Consider the following 15,903-nt stretch of genomic DNA (forward strand, 5'->3'; position numbering starts at 1 on the left):
CCCTGACCGTCGCTGTCCCGCCACCCGCCGCGCGACGGGAGCGCTCCTGGCCTGCGCGGTGGTCGCCGCCGCGCTGCGGCTGCCCTTTCTGTGGACCGGGCTCGGCATGGACGAGGGGGGCTACGCGCACGTCGCGCAGCAGTGGTCCCGGGGTGCCCGGCTGTACGGCGAGGCCTGGCTGGACCGCCCGCAGGGGCTGCTGCTGACGTATCGTTTCCTGCTCTGGCTCAACGACGACGGCTGGACCATCCGGCTCGGCGCGGTGCTCGCGGGCCTGGTGATCACCGTCCTCGTCGGGATGATCGGCTGGCTCCTGCTGGGGCGGCGAGCGGGGGTTGTCGCGGCCGGTCTCTACGCCGTGGTCGGGGTCGCCCCGAACATCGAGGGCTTCACTCTCAACGGGGAACTGCTCGCCGGCGTTCCGGCGACCCTGGCCGTGGCTGCCGCGTTGTTCTGGCGCCGCTACAGGTCGGCCGGGTGGCTCGTCACGGCCGGCCTCTCGGCGGGCGTTGCCATCACGATGAAGCCTTCCGGCCTGGACGGGATCACGGCCGGCCTGGTCGTGGTACTGCTCGGCGCCCGGTCCCGGCGGCTGGCCGGCGTGCCTCCGGCGCTCTTTCTGGGCGCGACCGCCGTGCCGGTCGGATTGTCGGCGCTGCACGGCTGGCACCTCGGCTGGCGCGAGTACTGGACGGCGCTGGTGGGTTACCAGTTCGCCGCGATGGGTGGTTCCGCCGCCGGGCCCGCCGCCCGCTGGGCGGACTTCACCGGCGGTCTCGGTCCCATCGCCCGTGATCTGGCGGTGGTGGCCGCCCTAGCCGGCGTCGGACTGTGGCTGCTGCGCGGCTCGCGGCCGGCGAGGTGGGTCCTGCTGGCCTGGCTCGGCGGCGCCGTCCTGGGCGTGAACGCCGGCGGCTCGTACTGGCCGCACTACTACGTACAGCTGCTCCCGCCACTGACGGTGCTGGCCGCTGCCGCGATCGCCGTGATCGGCCGGCCACGCCTGCGGATCGCCGCCGCCGCAGTGGCCCTGCTGCCCCAGCTGGCGTGGCTGGCCGTGCTGGTGCCGGCCACGTCGGACGAGCGGCAGCGTCGGATCCCATACCACGGCCTCGCCCGCCGGGACGAACGAATCGCCGCCGCCATCCGTACCGAGACCTCTCCGAACGAACGGATCTTCGTGCTCGTCTCGCAGACCAACCTCTACTTCCTGGCGCAACGCACGACCGACTACCCGTACCTCTGGGGAAAGCCCATCGAGAAGATCCCGGAGGCGCTGCCCCGCATGCGGGGAATGCTCGATGCCCCGGACCGTCCGGTCCTGGTCGTGCTGGTGACCGACCCGGGGAAGGTGGACAGGTCCGGTGAGTTGGGCCGGATTCTCGCCGAGCACTACCGGATCCGCCGGGTGGTGGAGGGTGTGCCGCTGCTGACCGCCTAGCAGCCGTCGACAGGGGGTCTCGAACTCCCGCCCCCGCCAGTCCCGCTTCGGGCCGACATGCGAGCCTCCGCCGCGCGCCGGTCGGACGGGCCGGCCGAATCCACCGGTCGTGGTGACATTCCGTCCCGGTGTGGCGTTTACCGCCCCGGACGGCGGGTAGCCGCCGCCAAGTTCGCTCTGCCGGACGCTGTCCGGTTCCGCGCTCGCGCAGCTGTGGCCCCGACACCCGTCGAGGTCGGGCGAACCCGGAACGAGGAGGGCGACGTGCAGGAGATCGTGGGGGAGTGCCTGGCCCGGCGGCTGGTGGACTGGGGGGTCGACACCGTCTTCGGCCTGCCGGGCGACGGCATCAACGGCCTCATGGAGGGCTTCCGCCGGCACCGCGACGAGATCCGGTTCATCCTGGTGCACCACGAGGAGGCCGCGGCCTTCATGGCCACCGGGTACGCGAAGGCGACCGGCCGGCTCGGTGTCTGCGCCGCCACCTCCGGGCCGGGCGCCATCCACCTGCTCAACGGTCTCTACGACGCCAAACTCGACCACGTGCCGGTGTTGGCGATCACCGGCATGCAGGAGACGTCGGTGCTCGGCTCCAACTACCAGCAGGAGGTGCACACCACGCAGCTCTACCAGGACGTGGCCGCGTACAACCTGATGATCACCAACCCGCAGCAGGTGCCGGGGGTGGTGGACCTGGCCATCCGCAACGCGCTCGGCAAGCGGACGGTCGCCCACCTCTCCTTCCCCAACGACGTCCAGGTGGCGCCGATCACCGGCGACCCCTACCGGCACGTCAGCCCGGGCAAGCCGCCGATGAGCAGCACCGTGCTCTCGCAGCCGCCGGTGCCGGCCGCGCAGGCCGATCTGGAGCGCGCGGCCGAGGTGCTCAACGCCGGTAGCAAGGTGGCCATGCTGGTGGGGGTCGGCGCCCGGCACGCGCGCGACGAGGTGCTCGCGGTGGCCGAGGCGTTGGCCAGCCCCATCGTCAAGACCCTGCCCGGAAAGATGGTGGTGCCCGACGACCACCCGCTCACCACCGGCGGCCTCGGTCTGCTCGGCACCCGACCGAGCGAGGAACTGATGGAGGAGTGCGACACCCTGCTCATGGTCGGCACCTCCTACCCGTACGGGAAGTACCTGCCCGCGCCGGGCCAGGCCCGGGTGGTGCAGATCGACGTGGACCCGAGTCTGATCGGGCTGCGGTTGCCCGTCGAGGCCGCCGTCACCGCCGACGCGCGGCTCACCCTGCAGCAGCTGCGACCGATGCTGCGCGCGCGTACCGACCGATCGTTCCTCGACAAGTACCAGAAGGCCCGCGACGCCTGGCTCTCCGACATGGTGTCGCTCCGGGACCCGAAGCGCAGCCCGATCGCGCCGCAGTACCTGATGGGCTGCGTCGACGAGGCCGCGACCGACGACGCGATCCTCACCTGCGACTCCGGCACTGTCGCCACCTGGTCGGCCCGGCACTGGACGATCCGCGGCGGGCGGGAGTACTACCTCTCCGGAAACCTGGCCTCCATGGCGCCGGGCCTGCCGTACGCCATCGCCATGCAGCACGCCCATCCGGGACGGCAGGTCATCGCCTACGTGGGCGACGGCGGCTTCGCCATGCTGATGGCCGAGTTCCTCACCGCCGTACGCCACGACCTGCCGATCAAGGTGATCGTCAACAACAACAACTCTTACGGGCAGATCCTCTGGGAGCAGATCATCCTCGGCTACCCCGAGTACGCCGTACGGCACCGGCAGCCGGAGGCCGACTTCGGTGCCTGGGCGCGGGCCTGCGGCGCGTACGGCGTCAAGGTGGCCGACCCGAAGGCGTTGCCCGGCGCCGTCCGGGAGGCCCTCGCGCACCCCGGTCCCGCGCTTGTCGACTGCGACGTCAACCCGAACGAGCCGCCGATGCCCGGCAAGATCCGGTACGAGCAGGCGAAGTACTTCACCGAGTCGTTCCTGCGCGGCCAGCCGCACAAGATCGCCACGCTCGCCAGCGTCGCCCGGGACAAGTTCAACGAGTTCCGGTCGTGACCGGGGTCCTGCTGCCCACCCCGGTGCGGCGGCCACCCGAACCGGTGCCGAACGTCGATCTCAGCGCGCTCGCGGCCGAGCTGCGCGCCGAGGTGGACGGCGAGGTCCGGTTCGACGCCGGCTCCCGGGCCGCCTACTCCACCGACGCCTCGAACTACCGGCAGGTGCCGCTCGGTGTCGTCGTACCCCGATCGGTGGAGGCGGCAGTGGCCGCCGTCGCGGTCTGCCGCCGCCACCGGGCTCCGCTGCTCTCCCGGGGCGGCGGCACCAGCCTGGCCGGTGAGTGCACCAACACCGCGGTCGTGCTCGACTGGTCGAAGTACTGCCACCGCCTGCTGGAGGTCGACACCGACTCGCGCACCTGCCTGATCGAGCCGGGCATCGTGCTCGACACGCTCAACGAGCGGCTCACGCCGACCGGCCTCCAGTACGGCCCCAAGCCGGCCACGCACGACCACTGCACCCTCGGCGGCATGCTCGGCAACAACTCCTGCGGCGCCACCGCCCAGCGCACCGGCAAGGTGGTCGACAACATCGTCGAGCTGGAGGTGCTGCTCTACGACGGCACCCGGATGTGGGTGGGGGAGACCGACGACGAGCAGTACGCCGAGATCCAGCGCCGGGGTGGCCGGCCGGCCGAGATCTACCGGCAGCTGCGCGCCCTACGCGACGAGTACGCGGCCGACATCCGCGCCCGCTACCCGCGGATCCCGCGCCGGGTCTCCGGCTACAACCTCGACAGCCTCCTGCCGGAGAAGAACTTCCACGTCGGCCAGGCACTGGTCGGCTCCGAGGGAACCCTCGTCACGATCCTGCGGGCCCGGCTCAAGCTGGTCCCGATCGTGCCGGCCCAGTCGCTCGTCTTCCTCAGCTACCCGGACATCGCCGCCGCCGCGGACGACGTGCCGCGCGTCCTGCGACATGAGCCGATCGCGCTCGAGGGCATCGACGACAAGCTGATCAACTTCGAGCGACTCAAGAACCTGCACCCGCAGGCGTTGCACGAACTGCCCGGCGCCGGCGCCTGGCTGATGGTCCAGCTCGGCGGCGACACCCCGGAGCAGGCCAAGGCGGCGGCGAACCGGCTGGTCGCCGAGGTCCGCCGCGACGGCGGGCCCACCGTGCACGAGTTCGCCGACCCGGAGGCCGAGCAGCGGATGTGGAAGGTCCGCGAGTCGGGGCTCGGCGCCACCGCGCACGTGCCGGGCGGGGAGAGCACCTGGCCCGGCTGGGAGGACTCCTCCGTCGCCCCGGATCGGCTCGGTGACTACCTGCGCGACCTGCTGCGGCTCTACCACGAGTACGACCTGGAACAGGCTTCGGTCTACGGCCACTTCGGGCAGGGCTGCGTGCACAGCCGGATCCCCTTCCGGCTGCGCAGCGCCGAGGGAGTCCGGGAGTTCCGCTCCTTCATCGAGCGCGCCGCCGACCTGGTCGTCTCCTACGGCGGCTCGTTCTCCGGCGAGCACGGCGACGGCCAGGGCCGTGGCGAACTGCTGCCGAAGATGTACGGCGAGCGGCTCGTACGCGCGTTCGGGCAGTTCAAGGCGATCTTCGACCCGGACGACCGGATGAACCCCGGCAAGGTGATGCCGCCGTACCCGATGGACAGCCACCTGCGCCTCGGCGTGGACTACAACCACGGCGACGTGCCGACCGTCTTCGCCTACCCCGACGACGGGGGAAGCTTCGGCGAGGCCGTGCTGCGCTGCGTCGGCGTGGGCAAGTGCCGTCGGGAACACGGTGGGGTGATGTGCCCCTCGTACATGGTCACCCGGGAGGAGGAGCACTCCACCCGGGGCCGGTCCCGGTTGCTGTTCGAGATGCTCGACGGCACCGGTCGCGGCGGCGTCGTCGCCGACGGGTGGCGCTCCACCGCCGTACGGGACGCGCTCGACCTCTGCCTCGCCTGCAAGGGGTGCAAGGCGGACTGCCCGGTCAACGTGGACATGGCCACCTACAAGGCCGAGTTCCTGTCGCACCACTACGCCGGCCGGATCCGGCCACGTACGCACTACTCGATGGGCTGGCTGCCGGTGGTCGCCGTCGCCGCCGGGGTCGCGCCGCGCGCCGTCAACGCGCTGGCCCAGGCGCCCGGGCTGACCCGGCTCGCGAAGCTGCTCGGCGGGGTCGACCAGCGGCGGCGGATCCCCACCTTCGCCCGCACCTCGTTCCAGCGGTGGTTCGCCCGGCGTCGCCCGCACGGCGACGGCTCGCGGGGCGAGGTGCTGCTCTGGCCCGACACCTTCACCAACCGGTTCCATCCCGGAATCGGGCAGGCCGCGGTGGAGGTGCTGGAGGCCGCCGGTTGGCGGGTTCGGGTGCCGGACGCCCCGGTCTGCTGCGGGCTGACCTGGATCTCCACCGGGCAGCTCGGCACGGCCAAACGTGTGCTGCGCCGCACGGTGGAGGTGCTCCGCCCGCACCTGCGCGCCGGAACCCCCGTGGTGGCGCTGGAACCCAGCTGCGCCGCGGTCTTCCGCAGCGACGCCCACGAGCTGTTCCCCGACGACGACGACGTGCGCCGGCTGCGGGAGCAGACCGTCACCCTCGCGGAGCTGCTGCACGAGCACACCCCGGGCTGGCAGCCGCCCCGGCTCCCGGCCCGTGCGTTGATCCAGACCCACTGCCACCACCACGCAGTCCTGGGCACCGCCGCCGATCAGGCCGTGCTCGCCGCCGCCGGCGTGCGCGCCGACTTCCTCGACTCCGGCTGCTGCGGTCTGGCCGGCAACTTCGGCTTCGAGCAGGGGCACTACGAGGTCTCCGAGGCCTGTGCCGAACGGGTCCTGCTGCCCGCCGTACGGGGCGCCGCCGAGACCGACGTGCTGCTGGCCGACGGGTTCAGCTGTCGTACGCAGGTGGAGCAGAGCGCGTCCGGCGGGCGGGCCGCGATCCACCTGGCCGAGCTGCTCCGCGCCGGCCTGCACGGCCCGACCGTGCCACCGAGGCCGGAGCGGAGCTGGTCGCAGCGCCCCCACCCGCCGTCCCGTCCCGCCCGCCTCGCCGCTCTCGGCCTGGCCGGTCTGGCCGCGCTGGGTCCCGCCGCCTTCGCGGTACGGGCCGCGCTGCGCCGGCGGTGAGCGGGCTGCGGCTCGCCGCCTCGGCGTACCGGGTGCCGACCGACGATCCCGAGGGCGACGGCACGCTCGGCTGGAACAGCACCACCCTGGTGCTGGTGCGCGCCGAGGCCGACGGCGTCACCGGCATCGGCTGGACGTACGGCCCGCCGGCCGTGGTGCCGCTGGTGACCGACCTGCTCGGTCCCGTCGTCGTCGACCTGGACCCGGACGACGTGCCGGCGGTCTGGTCGGCGATGCGGCGACGACTGCGCAACGCCGGCCGGCCGGGCGTCGCCGGGTTGGCCCTCTCCGCCGCCGACTGCGCCGTCTGGGACCTGAAGGCCTGCCGCCACGCGATCCCGCTGGCCCGGCTGCTCGGCACCGTCCGCCACCAGGTCCCGGTCTACGGCAGCGGTGGGTTCACCACCTACGACGGCGAGCGGCAGCACCGCCAGCTCGCCGGCTGGGTCCACGACGAGGGCATCCCCCGAGTGAAGATCAAGATCGGGGAGTCGTGGGGGAGCGAGGTGGCGCAGGACGTCGACCGGATGGCCGCCGCGCGGCGGACCATCGGCGACGACGCCGAGCTCTACGTCGACGCCAACGGCGCTTACCAGCGCAAGCAGGCCATCCGGGTGGCCCACGCCGCCGCCGACCTCGACGTGCGCTGGTACGAGGAGCCGGTCAGCTCCGACGACCTGGTCGGGCTCGGACTGGTCCGGGACCACGTCCGGCCCGACGTCGCCGCCGGCGAGTACGGCTACGACCTCGGCTACTTCCACCGCCTGGCCCCCCACGTCGACTGCCTCCAGATCGACGTGACCCGGTGCGGTGGCATCAGCGAGTTCCTCCGGGCGGCGGCGGTCGCCGCGGCCGCCGGGCTGGAGGTGTCCGCGCACTGCGCGCCGCACCAGCACCTCGCGGTCGCCGCGGCCACCCCCAACCTGCGGCACATCGAGTGGTTCCACGACCACGTGCGGATCGAGTCGATGCTCTTCGAGGGGGCCGTACGCGCCGTCGGTGGCAGCGCGCCGGTGCCGCGGGAGGAGCCCGGCAACGGCCTGACCTTCCGTACCGACCGGGCGGAGCCGTACCGGGTCGCCTGAGCGCGCCCCCGGCCGCCGCCACCCGGCGTCACCCCACCTCGGTCTGCCCGAGGACCACGGCCGTCTCCAGCATCAACGCGTGCACGAACGCCTGCGGCAGGTTTCCGCGCAGTTGCCGCTGCCCGACGTCGTACTCCTCGGTGTACAGGCCCGGCGGGCCGCACGCCGCGCGGTTGCGCTCGAACCACCGGATCGCCGCCACCCGGTCGCCGGCCTGCCACGCGGCGAGCGCCGCCGTGAACCCGCAGAGCAGGAACGCTCCCTCCGCGTCGCCGAGCGGCCTGCGGTCCGGCCGGAACCGGTACAGGTAGCCGTCACGCTCCAGGTCGGCCAGCACCGCGCGGCGGGTGGCCTCGGTACGCGGATCGTCCGTCGGCACCGCCCCGCGGATGGCGGGCAGCAGCAGCGCCGCGTCGACCCGTTCGTCGTCGTACGCCCGCTGCCAACGTCCGGTCGAGTGCCGAGCGTGCGCCCCGACGTCGGCGAGGATCGCGTCGGCGAGCGCCGCCCAGCGCCCGGCCACGGCGGTCGGCGCCACCCGGGCGGCGGCCCTCAGCCCGGCGACGCAGGTGAGCTTCGAGTGGGTCCACTGTCGGGCGGGCAGCTCCCAGATGCCCGAGTCCGGTTCACGCCAGCGCTCCTCGATGATCCGGGCGGAGAGGTTCAGCGCCCGCCACGAGTCGGGCGGCAACCGGTCATGGCGGGCCGCCGCCGCGAGCAGGAGCAGGATCTCCCCGAAGGAGTCCAGCTGGAACTGCTGCCGGACCCAGTTGCCGACCCGCACCGGAGCGCCCGGGTAGCCCGGCAGGAAGTCCGGGTCGTCCTGCTGCGGCACGGGGCCACCGGAGGCGGTGTAGGCGGGCGCGAGCCGCTCGCCGTCGGCGAGGATCCGTGCGGTGAGGAAGGCCGCCGCCTCGTCCAGCAACTCGTACCTGCCGGTCAGGGCGGCGGCCTGCCCGGCGAACGACTGGTCGCGGATCCACGCGTACCGGTAGTCGTAGTTGCGTCCGGCGTACTCCCGCTCCGGCAGCGCGGCGCTCGCCGCCGCCACCATCCCACCGCCCGGACTGGTCAACCCCCGCAGCACGGCGTACGCGAGGGCGGCGTCCCGCCGCGCGCCGCCGCCGGCCAGGCGGGGCATCGACGTGTGCCACCCCTGCTCGGTGATCCGCCAGAGCACGTCCGGGTCCGGCGGCGGCTCGTCGAGCGGGTCGACCGACACCTCCAGCACCAGGTCGTGCCGCCCGCCCTTCGGCAGGTGCAGCTCACCTTCGAGCGCCGCGTCGTGCCTGGGACGAAGCCGGTCCCCACCGCTGTGCCGTACGTACAGCTCGCCGGTCCGGGCCGTCCAGGAGCCGGCCGCCCGACGAACGTCGACGAGCGGGGCCCGGCCGAAGTCGGCGCGGGGATCGAGGCGGACGCGGACGAGCGCGTCGCGGTCCAGCGCGCGGACCCGCCGCAGCAGCACCAGCCGCCGGGGGTCGCCGGGGTAGAGCAGCGCCTCGCGGGACTCCACGACACCGTCCGTGGTCACCCAGCGGCTCACCCAGATCAGCGACTCGGGCTCGTAGTGCCCGCTCCAGACGAACCGCGGGCCCACCGGCTCGACCAGATAGCGACCCCGCCCACCCAGCAAGCCGCTGAAGATCGGGGCATCGGCCCAGCCGGGGGCGCACAACCAGACCACGTCGCCCTCGGGGCCGATCAACGCGCCGCGATGGCCGTCGGCGAGCAGGGCGTACTCCCGCAGCACCCGGGGGTCGCTGACCGGCCGTACCCCGGCCGGGTCCCCGTCGTCCGACACGGCGCGCCTCCTCCCGTCGCTCCCAGGGAACGCTGGCGCTACCCGCTACCGGGCGATCCACACCGGGCGAGCCGGCCCGCTCGCCTGACCGCGCTGCGCCGCGCGTCTCCGGCGTCGGCCGACCCCGCGCCCGGCCGGAGCCCGAACCGCAGCCGTACGGCGCCGCCCGGGCCTTGGCGGTTTCCCCGTCCGAGCCGGGGCCGCGTGGGCACAGTATGTGGGTGGACGAGAGCGGTGGGGAGGTGAACTCGCAGCGCGCGTTCGGGGCCGGTGGGCGGATCGAGGCCGCGACGCACGGCGGGGTGACCCGCTCGGAGCTCTTCCTCGACCTGGTCTTCGTCTACGCCTTCATCAACGTCACCCACCTCATGGCGGAGGGCCCGGTCCTGGACGCGTTGCTCCGGGGTGGGCTGGTGCTGCTGCTCGTCTGGCGCAGCTGGGCCGGGTACGCCTGGGTGGGGAACCTGGTCCGGCTCGACCGGGGCGCCCTGCCGGTCGCCGTCTTCGTGGTCGCCATCGTGATCCTGCTCGTCGCGGTCGCCATCCCCGAGGCCTTCGCCGACCAGTCCCTCGGGCTGGTCGGCCCGCTCGTCTTCGTCGTCGGCTTCCTGGCGACCCGGATCGGATCCCTGCTGATCGTGTCCCGCGCCCGGCGCGCGGATCCGCACTGGGCGTCGACCACGGCCCGGCGCGCCTGGCTGCCGCTCGTCGGCAGCATTCCCCTGCTGCTCTGCGCGGTCCTGGTGCCCGATCTCCTACCCGCCGGCCGGGGGACGGAGATCCTGCAACTCGTCCTCTTCGCGGTCGCGATCGTCATCGACTACTTCGGCCTGCGGGCGACGGGCGCCGGGACGTGGCAGCTGACGTCGGTGCGGCACTGGGCGGAGCGGCACAACCTGATCATGCTCATCGCGCTCGGCGAGACGATCATCTCGATCGGGACGAGTCGTGGCTTCGGCGGCGACGTCCCCATCACCTGGTCGATGCTCACCGGGTCCGTGCTCGGACTCGTCGTCGTGGCGTTCCTGTGGTGGGCGTACTTCGACATCGCCTCGCCCGCCGGGGAACAGGCGCTGGAAGCCACCCCACCCCGGTACGCCCGGTCGCGTCGCGCCCGCGACGCCTACACCCTGCTGCACCTGCCGATGATCGGCGGGCTGATCCTGGTGGCGTTCGGACTGAAGAAGGCGCTCGGCGGGACGCCGATCGGTCACCCGGAACACTGGTCCGTGCCCGACCTGGCGGCTCTCTACGGTGGTGTCGTCCTCTACCTGCTCGGGCTGGTGGCCTTCGAGTGGCGTACCGCCCGGCGCGTCGGCCGCGGCCCGGTGTCCGGTCTGGTCCTCGTGGCCGTGCTGATCGTGCCGGCCCACCGCCTGACGGCGCTGGCGGCGCTCACCCTCCTCGCCGGCGCGCTCGTCGCCCTGGTGCTCGCCCACGTCACGGTGCTCCGCCGCCGTCACCGGCAGCTGCACCGCGACATCGAGCTGACCGCCGGCCGGGAGGTCGACGCCACCCCCGAGGAACTCTTCCTGGACCTCGTCTTCGTCTACGCGTTCATCCAGGTCACCGTGCTGATGACCCGGAACCCGTCGGTGGTCGGCGTGCTCCAGGGGCTGGCCGTCCTGTCGTTGCTGTGGTGGTCGTGGGTCAACTACACCTGGTTCACCACCACGATCCGCAGGCCGGGGAACGCGCTGCGGCTCGTGGTCCTCGTCGCCGTGGCGCTGATCCTGGTGCTCGGTCTCGCCGCGCCCCAGACGTTCGGCCCCGTCCCCGGCGGGCTGCCCGGGGCGCCGATCGTGGTGGCCGCGTACGCGGCGGTGCGCATCCTGCACCTGGTGGCGTTCTGGTGGGTGCTCCGGCACGACGCGGAACTTCGCGCCATCGTCGCCCGGGCCGCCGTGCCGACCGGCCTGGGGATGGCCCTGCTGCTCTGCGCGGTGCTCATCGCCGCGACCGCGGGCGACTCGCTCGCGCCGCTCACCGCGGTGTGCTGGGCCGCCGCCATCGTCGTCGACGTCGGCGGCGGCTATCTCATCCGGTCCCGCAACTGGCGGTTGCGGTCGGTCAGCCGGTGGATGGGCCGCTACAACCTGATCATCCTCATCGCGCTCGGCCAGGCGCTCATCTCCACCGGCATCGCCGCCGGCGAGCCGCCCGTCGAGATAGTCACCTTCGTCGCCGTCGCCCTCAGCGCCGCCCTGATCTCGACGCTCTGGTGGACCTACGTCGGCAGCGACGTCGTCGTCGGTCAGCGGTTCACCGAGCTGCCCACCAGCCACGAACGCGGCGCCCTGGCCCGGGACGCCTACGCCTACCTGCACCTGTTCCTCGTCGTCGGTCTGGTGCTGGTCGCCTTCGGGTTGCGTACCACCCTGCCGAGGCCGGGCCACCACCTCGACGCGCCGACGACTGTCGGGCACGCCACCATGGCCTGCGGGATCGTCGTCTTCCTCCTCGCCGACCAGCTGATCTGGCGCCGCGCGAACCGTCCGCTCGGTGGCCGACGGGGAGCCAACCTGGTCGTCGCCGCCCTGGCCCCGGTGACGATCCTGCTGCCGATCATGTGGGCGCTGGTCGTACTCACGGTGGCGCTCTTCGCCGCGCACCTGGTCGGACGCGCGGCCGTCCCGTCGCCGGGCGCCGTGCTCGATCACCGGGCATGAGGCCCGGCGCGAGGCGGACCTCCCGATACCATCCGGTCCGTGGGGGCGAGCAGATATCACTCGCCGCGGCGTGCCGACGCCGCGGCGGCGACCAGGGCGATGATCCTGGCCGCCGGGCGCGAGCTCTTCCTGGCCAAGGGGTACGCGGGAACCACGGTGCCGCAGATCGCCCAGGCCGCCGGGGTCGCCGTACCCACCGTCTACGCCAGCGCCGGAGGAAAGGCCGACATCCTGGCGGCGCTGATCGAGCCGATCACCCACGACTCGGCGGTCACCGAGACGCTGGTCGCCATCGCCGGGACCGAGGACGCCGCGGAGATCGTCACGCTGCTGGGGGAGGGGGTGCGGCGGACCCACGAACGCCACTGGGACGTCATCATCGAGCTCTTCCCGCAGAGCCGGTCGGAGCCGGCCGCCGCCGAGGTGTACGAGCGGATCCTGCGCGCGTACCAGGACGCCTTCGGCACGGTGGCCGACCGGCTCGCCGAGCTCGGCGCGCTGCGCCCCGGCCTGGGCCGCGACGACGCGCTCGACCTCCTCTGGTTCTTCCTGGGGCAGGCGGCCTGGCCCACGCTGGTGCGTGACCGCGGCTGGTCGCTGGAGCGCGCGGCGCGGTGGCTCACCGCCCAGGCCGCCGGCGCGCTGCTGCCGGCCGGCTGACCCGCCGCCCGGCGGAGCGGCCGTCACCCGGCGCGGTGGGGCACCCGCCCGGAACCGGCGGTCGGCCGCTCCTCGTCAGCGGGGGCCGTCGCGCGGCACGAGCTAGCCGCGTGTCCGTGGCGCGACCCGTTCCGGCGACGGCGTCCGCGGCCGTGATCGGGCCCGCCTTGACAGCCGAATGGCCGCTTAGGTTAGCCTAACCTCATGTCAGAGCGGACGCCGTTCACCAGCGGCGAGCAGAGCTTGCGAGGGAGCAGCCTCCGGCTGGGCTACCACGGGGTGACAGTGGTGCACGATGCGGCGATCACTCTCCGCGCCGGCGCGGTGACCGCTCTGGTCGGCCCGAACGGCAGCGGCAAATCCACCCTGCTGCGCTCCCTGGCGCGGCTGCACCCGATCGCCGCCGGCACGGTGCACCTCGCCGGCGGCGCTACCGCGGCCGGTCTGCCGGCCAAGGAGTTCGCCCGCCGGGTCACCCTGCTCGCGCAGAGCCGGCCGGTGCCCAGCGGGGTAACCGTCCACGACGTGGTCGGCTACGGTCGCCACCCGTACCGGGGGCGCTGGCGCAGCGAGGACCCGGAGGGCCCGGCGGCCGTCAGCCGCGCCATGGCCGTCACCGGCGTGGCCGCGATGGCCGACCGCCCGGTGGACGAACTCTCCGGCGGCGAGCTGCAACGGGTCTGGTTGGCGACCTGCCTCGCGCAGGACACCCCGGTGCTCCTGCTCGACGAGCCCACCACCTTCCTCGACCTGCGCTACCAGGTGGAGATCCTCGACCTGGTCCGGGACCTCGCCGACGAGCACGACGTCGCCGTCGGCGTGGTGCTGCACGACCTCAACCAGGCCGCCGCGGTCGCCGACGAGGTGGTGCTGCTGCACGACGGCCGGGTCCGGGCCACCGGAACGCCCGGCCAGGTCTTCACCGAGCGGGCCCTCACCGAGACGTACGGCATCCGCATCGAGGTGTCGACCGATCCGGTCAGCGGACTGGTGACCACCCGTCCGGTGGGGCGGCACCTGACCCGCATCCCGGTCTGAATCCGATCACGCCACATACCTACGAGAAAGACTCCGATGACCCGTATCCGCGTTACCGCCATCGTCGCCGCGGCGGCCACGCTCCTGTTGAGCGCCTGCGGCACCACCGAGAAGAACAGCACGCCCGAGACCTCCGCCTCGGCGGCCGGCCCGGTCACCGTCACCGACAGCCGCGGCAAGGAGATCACCCTCAAGGCGCCGGCGACCAAGGTGGTGGGGCTCGAGTGGGGTGAGGTCGAGATGCTCGTCAGCCTCGGCGTCATGCCCGTCGGTGTGGCGGACCCCAAGGGCTACGGCACCTGGGTGACCGCCGCCAAGCTCGACCCGGGTGTCAAGGACGTCGGTACCCGCGGGGAGCCGAGCGTCGACTCCATCGTGGCGCTCCAGCCGGACCTCGTGGTGATGGAGGACGACCGGGGCGGCGCGCTCGTCGACCAACTCGAGAAGTACGTCCCCGTGCTGGTCGCCAAGGGCAGTGACGCGAAGGACAACCTCGGCCGGATGCGTACCGACCTCAACATGATCGCCAAGGCGGTCGGCAGGACCACCGAGGCGGAGAAGCTGCTCGCCGACTTCGACACCGCCCTCGCCGACGGCAAGAAGAAGATCGCCGACGCCGGCGCCGCCGGCCGCCCGTTCGCCGTCGCCGACGGCTGGAAGGAGGGCAGCACCGTGAGCATCCGGATGTTCGGCCAGGGCGCGTTCGTCTCCCAGCTCGGCATCCAGCTCGGCCTGACGAACGCCTGGACCGGCAAGACCGACGAGGTGTGGGGCCTGGGCCAGACGGACGTCGAAGGGTTGACCGTCCTCAAGGACCCGAACCTGCACTTCTTCTACAACGCCTCCGACGACGTCGACGTCTTCGCCGACGGCCTCGCCGGCAACGCCATCTGGAAGTCGCTGCCCTTCGTCCAGCAGAAGCACCTGCACCGGATGCCCGACGGCATCTGGACCTTCGGCGGTCCGCTCTCCGCCAAGCAGTACATCGACCAGCTCGTCAAGACCTACGCGGTGTGAAGACCCTGACCGCACCCCCGCGCCCGGAGCCGGCCCTCGCGCCGGCTCCGGCCGGGCCCCTCGCCAAGCCCCGCCTCATCGGGCTCTTCGCCGCCGCGATCCTGCTCACGCTCGTCGTCGCGGCGATCCACCTCACCCAGGGCACCTCCGCCGTCGGCGCCCTCGACCTGCTGCGGCTGGCCACCGGCGGCGACGACGAGGCCGCCCGCGTCCTGATCGCCTCCCGGCTGCCCCGGTTGCTCGCCGGCCTCACCATCGGCGTCGCGCTCGGCTTCGCCGGCGCCGCCTTCCAGTCCGTCGCCCGCAACCCGCTCGCCTCGCCGGACACCCTCGCCGTCAACGCCGGCGCCCACCTCGCCATCGTCGCCGTGGCCGCGTTCGGGATCGCGCTGCCCGCGCTGCCCGCCGGCGCCCTCGCCTTCGGCGGGGGCATCGCCGCGGCGGCGCTCGTGCTGGCCATGTCCGGCGGTGGACAGACCGGCACCACCCGGCTCGTGCTCGCCGGCTCGGCCGCCGCCATGGCGCTCAGCTCGGTCACCACCCTGCTCCTGCTCCTCTTCGAACAAGCCACCATCGGCCTCTTCGCCTGGGGCAACGGCTCCCTGGTGCAGAGCGATCTGGTCACGGTCCGCGAACTCGCGCCGGTGATCGGTCTCGCCGTCGCGGCGCTGATGCTGCTCGGGCACCGGCTCGACATCCTCGCCCTCGGCGACGACACCGCCCGGGTCCTCGGTCTCGACGTGCGGCGCACCCGGGTGCTGGTCACCCTGCTCGCCGTCCTGCTCTCCGCCGCCGCGGTGACCCTGACCGGCCCGGTCGCCTTCGTCGGCCTCTGCGCGCCGGTGATCGTCCGCCTGCTCGGCCGGGTGGTCCCCGGCGTGCACCGGCACCGGATCCTGCTGCCCCTCTCCGGCATCACCGGGGTGCTCATCGTGCTCGGCTCCGACATCCTGCTGCGCGCCGTCATGGGCGGGCAGGCCGGCGTCGACATCCCCACCGGGGTCGTCACCACCCTCTTCGGGGCGGCCGTCCTGATCTGGCTCGCCCGACGGCACCGCGACGCCGGCCCCACCCG

At 73.2% G+C, this 15,903-nt stretch carries 10 protein-coding genes; 9 read left to right on the forward strand and 1 reads right to left on the reverse strand.

Features of this window, described 5'->3' with window-relative positions; genetic code table 11:
• The first annotated feature begins 58 nt into the window (after window positions 1-58).
• From E1211_RS05000 to E1211_RS05015, 4 genes are all read left to right on the forward strand, one after another.
• Window positions 59-1,441 (forward strand): glycosyltransferase family 39 protein, encoded by a 1,383-nt coding sequence (locus E1211_RS05000; RefSeq protein ID WP_132345858.1) that lies wholly within the window; start codon window positions 59-61, stop codon window positions 1,439-1,441.
• 264 nt (window positions 1,442-1,705) lie between these two features.
• Window positions 1,706-3,472, forward strand: a complete 1,767-nt coding sequence (locus E1211_RS05005; protein ID WP_243709350.1) for a thiamine pyrophosphate-dependent enzyme — start codon at window positions 1,706-1,708, stop codon at window positions 3,470-3,472.
• Window positions 3,469-6,555 (forward strand): FAD-binding and (Fe-S)-binding domain-containing protein, encoded by a 3,087-nt coding sequence (locus tag E1211_RS05010; RefSeq protein WP_132345862.1) that lies wholly within the window; start codon window positions 3,469-3,471, stop codon window positions 6,553-6,555. The genes E1211_RS05005 and E1211_RS05010 overlap by 4 nt, the downstream gene beginning before the upstream one ends.
• A complete protein-coding gene (locus E1211_RS05015; RefSeq protein WP_132345864.1) occupies window positions 6,552-7,640 on the forward strand; it encodes an enolase C-terminal domain-like protein in 1,089 nt (362 codons plus the stop codon). The genes E1211_RS05010 and E1211_RS05015 overlap by 4 nt, the downstream gene beginning before the upstream one ends.
• Before the next feature lie 28 nt (window positions 7,641-7,668).
• Here E1211_RS05015 and E1211_RS05020 read toward each other — a convergent pair whose 3' ends face one another.
• Window positions 7,669-9,444 carry a glycoside hydrolase family 15 protein gene (locus E1211_RS05020; RefSeq protein ID WP_243709351.1) on the reverse strand — a complete coding sequence of 592 codons (1,776 nt, stop codon included), beginning with the start codon at window positions 9,442-9,444 and terminating at the stop codon, window positions 7,669-7,671.
• Between the two features lie 221 nt (window positions 9,445-9,665).
• Between E1211_RS05020 and E1211_RS05025 the strand changes: the two genes are divergently transcribed.
• The 5 genes from E1211_RS05025 to E1211_RS05045 all read left to right on the forward strand — a co-directional run.
• Complete coding sequence (locus tag E1211_RS05025) at window positions 9,666-12,113, forward strand: low temperature requirement protein A (RefSeq protein ID WP_165947174.1); 2,448 nt, start codon at window positions 9,666-9,668, stop codon at window positions 12,111-12,113.
• 39 nt (window positions 12,114-12,152) lie between these two features.
• Window positions 12,153-12,773: a TetR/AcrR family transcriptional regulator gene (locus tag E1211_RS05030; RefSeq protein WP_132345868.1), complete on the forward strand. Its 621-nt coding sequence runs from the start codon at window positions 12,153-12,155 to the stop codon at window positions 12,771-12,773.
• A gap of 204 nt (window positions 12,774-12,977) precedes the next feature.
• Window positions 12,978-13,811, forward strand: a complete 834-nt coding sequence (locus E1211_RS05035) for an ABC transporter ATP-binding protein (protein WP_132345870.1) — start codon at window positions 12,978-12,980, stop codon at window positions 13,809-13,811.
• Between the two features lie 36 nt (window positions 13,812-13,847).
• Window positions 13,848-14,828 (forward strand): ABC transporter substrate-binding protein, encoded by a 981-nt coding sequence (locus E1211_RS05040; protein ID WP_132345872.1) that lies wholly within the window; start codon window positions 13,848-13,850, stop codon window positions 14,826-14,828.
• Window positions 14,825-15,903, forward strand: a 1,079-nt coding sequence (locus E1211_RS05045) for an iron chelate uptake ABC transporter family permease subunit (RefSeq protein WP_243709352.1), incomplete at its 3' end; no start/stop codon positions are given. The genes E1211_RS05040 and E1211_RS05045, both read left to right, overlap by 4 nt.

Origin of the sequence: Micromonospora sp. 15K316, assembly GCF_004348525.1 — a bacterium.
Classification (GTDB): Bacteria; Actinomycetota; Actinomycetes; order Mycobacteriales; family Micromonosporaceae; genus Micromonospora.

What these genes read in the sequence shown, in the direction of transcription:
- E1211_RS05040 (WP_132345872.1), top strand. Translation starts at nt 13,848, where the DNA reads ATGACCCGTATCCGCGTTACCGCCATCGTCGCCGCGGCGGCCACGCTC.
- E1211_RS05035 (WP_132345870.1), top strand. Translation starts at nt 12,978, where the DNA reads ATGTCAGAGCGGACGCCGTTCACCAGCGGCGAGCAGAGCTTGCGAGGG.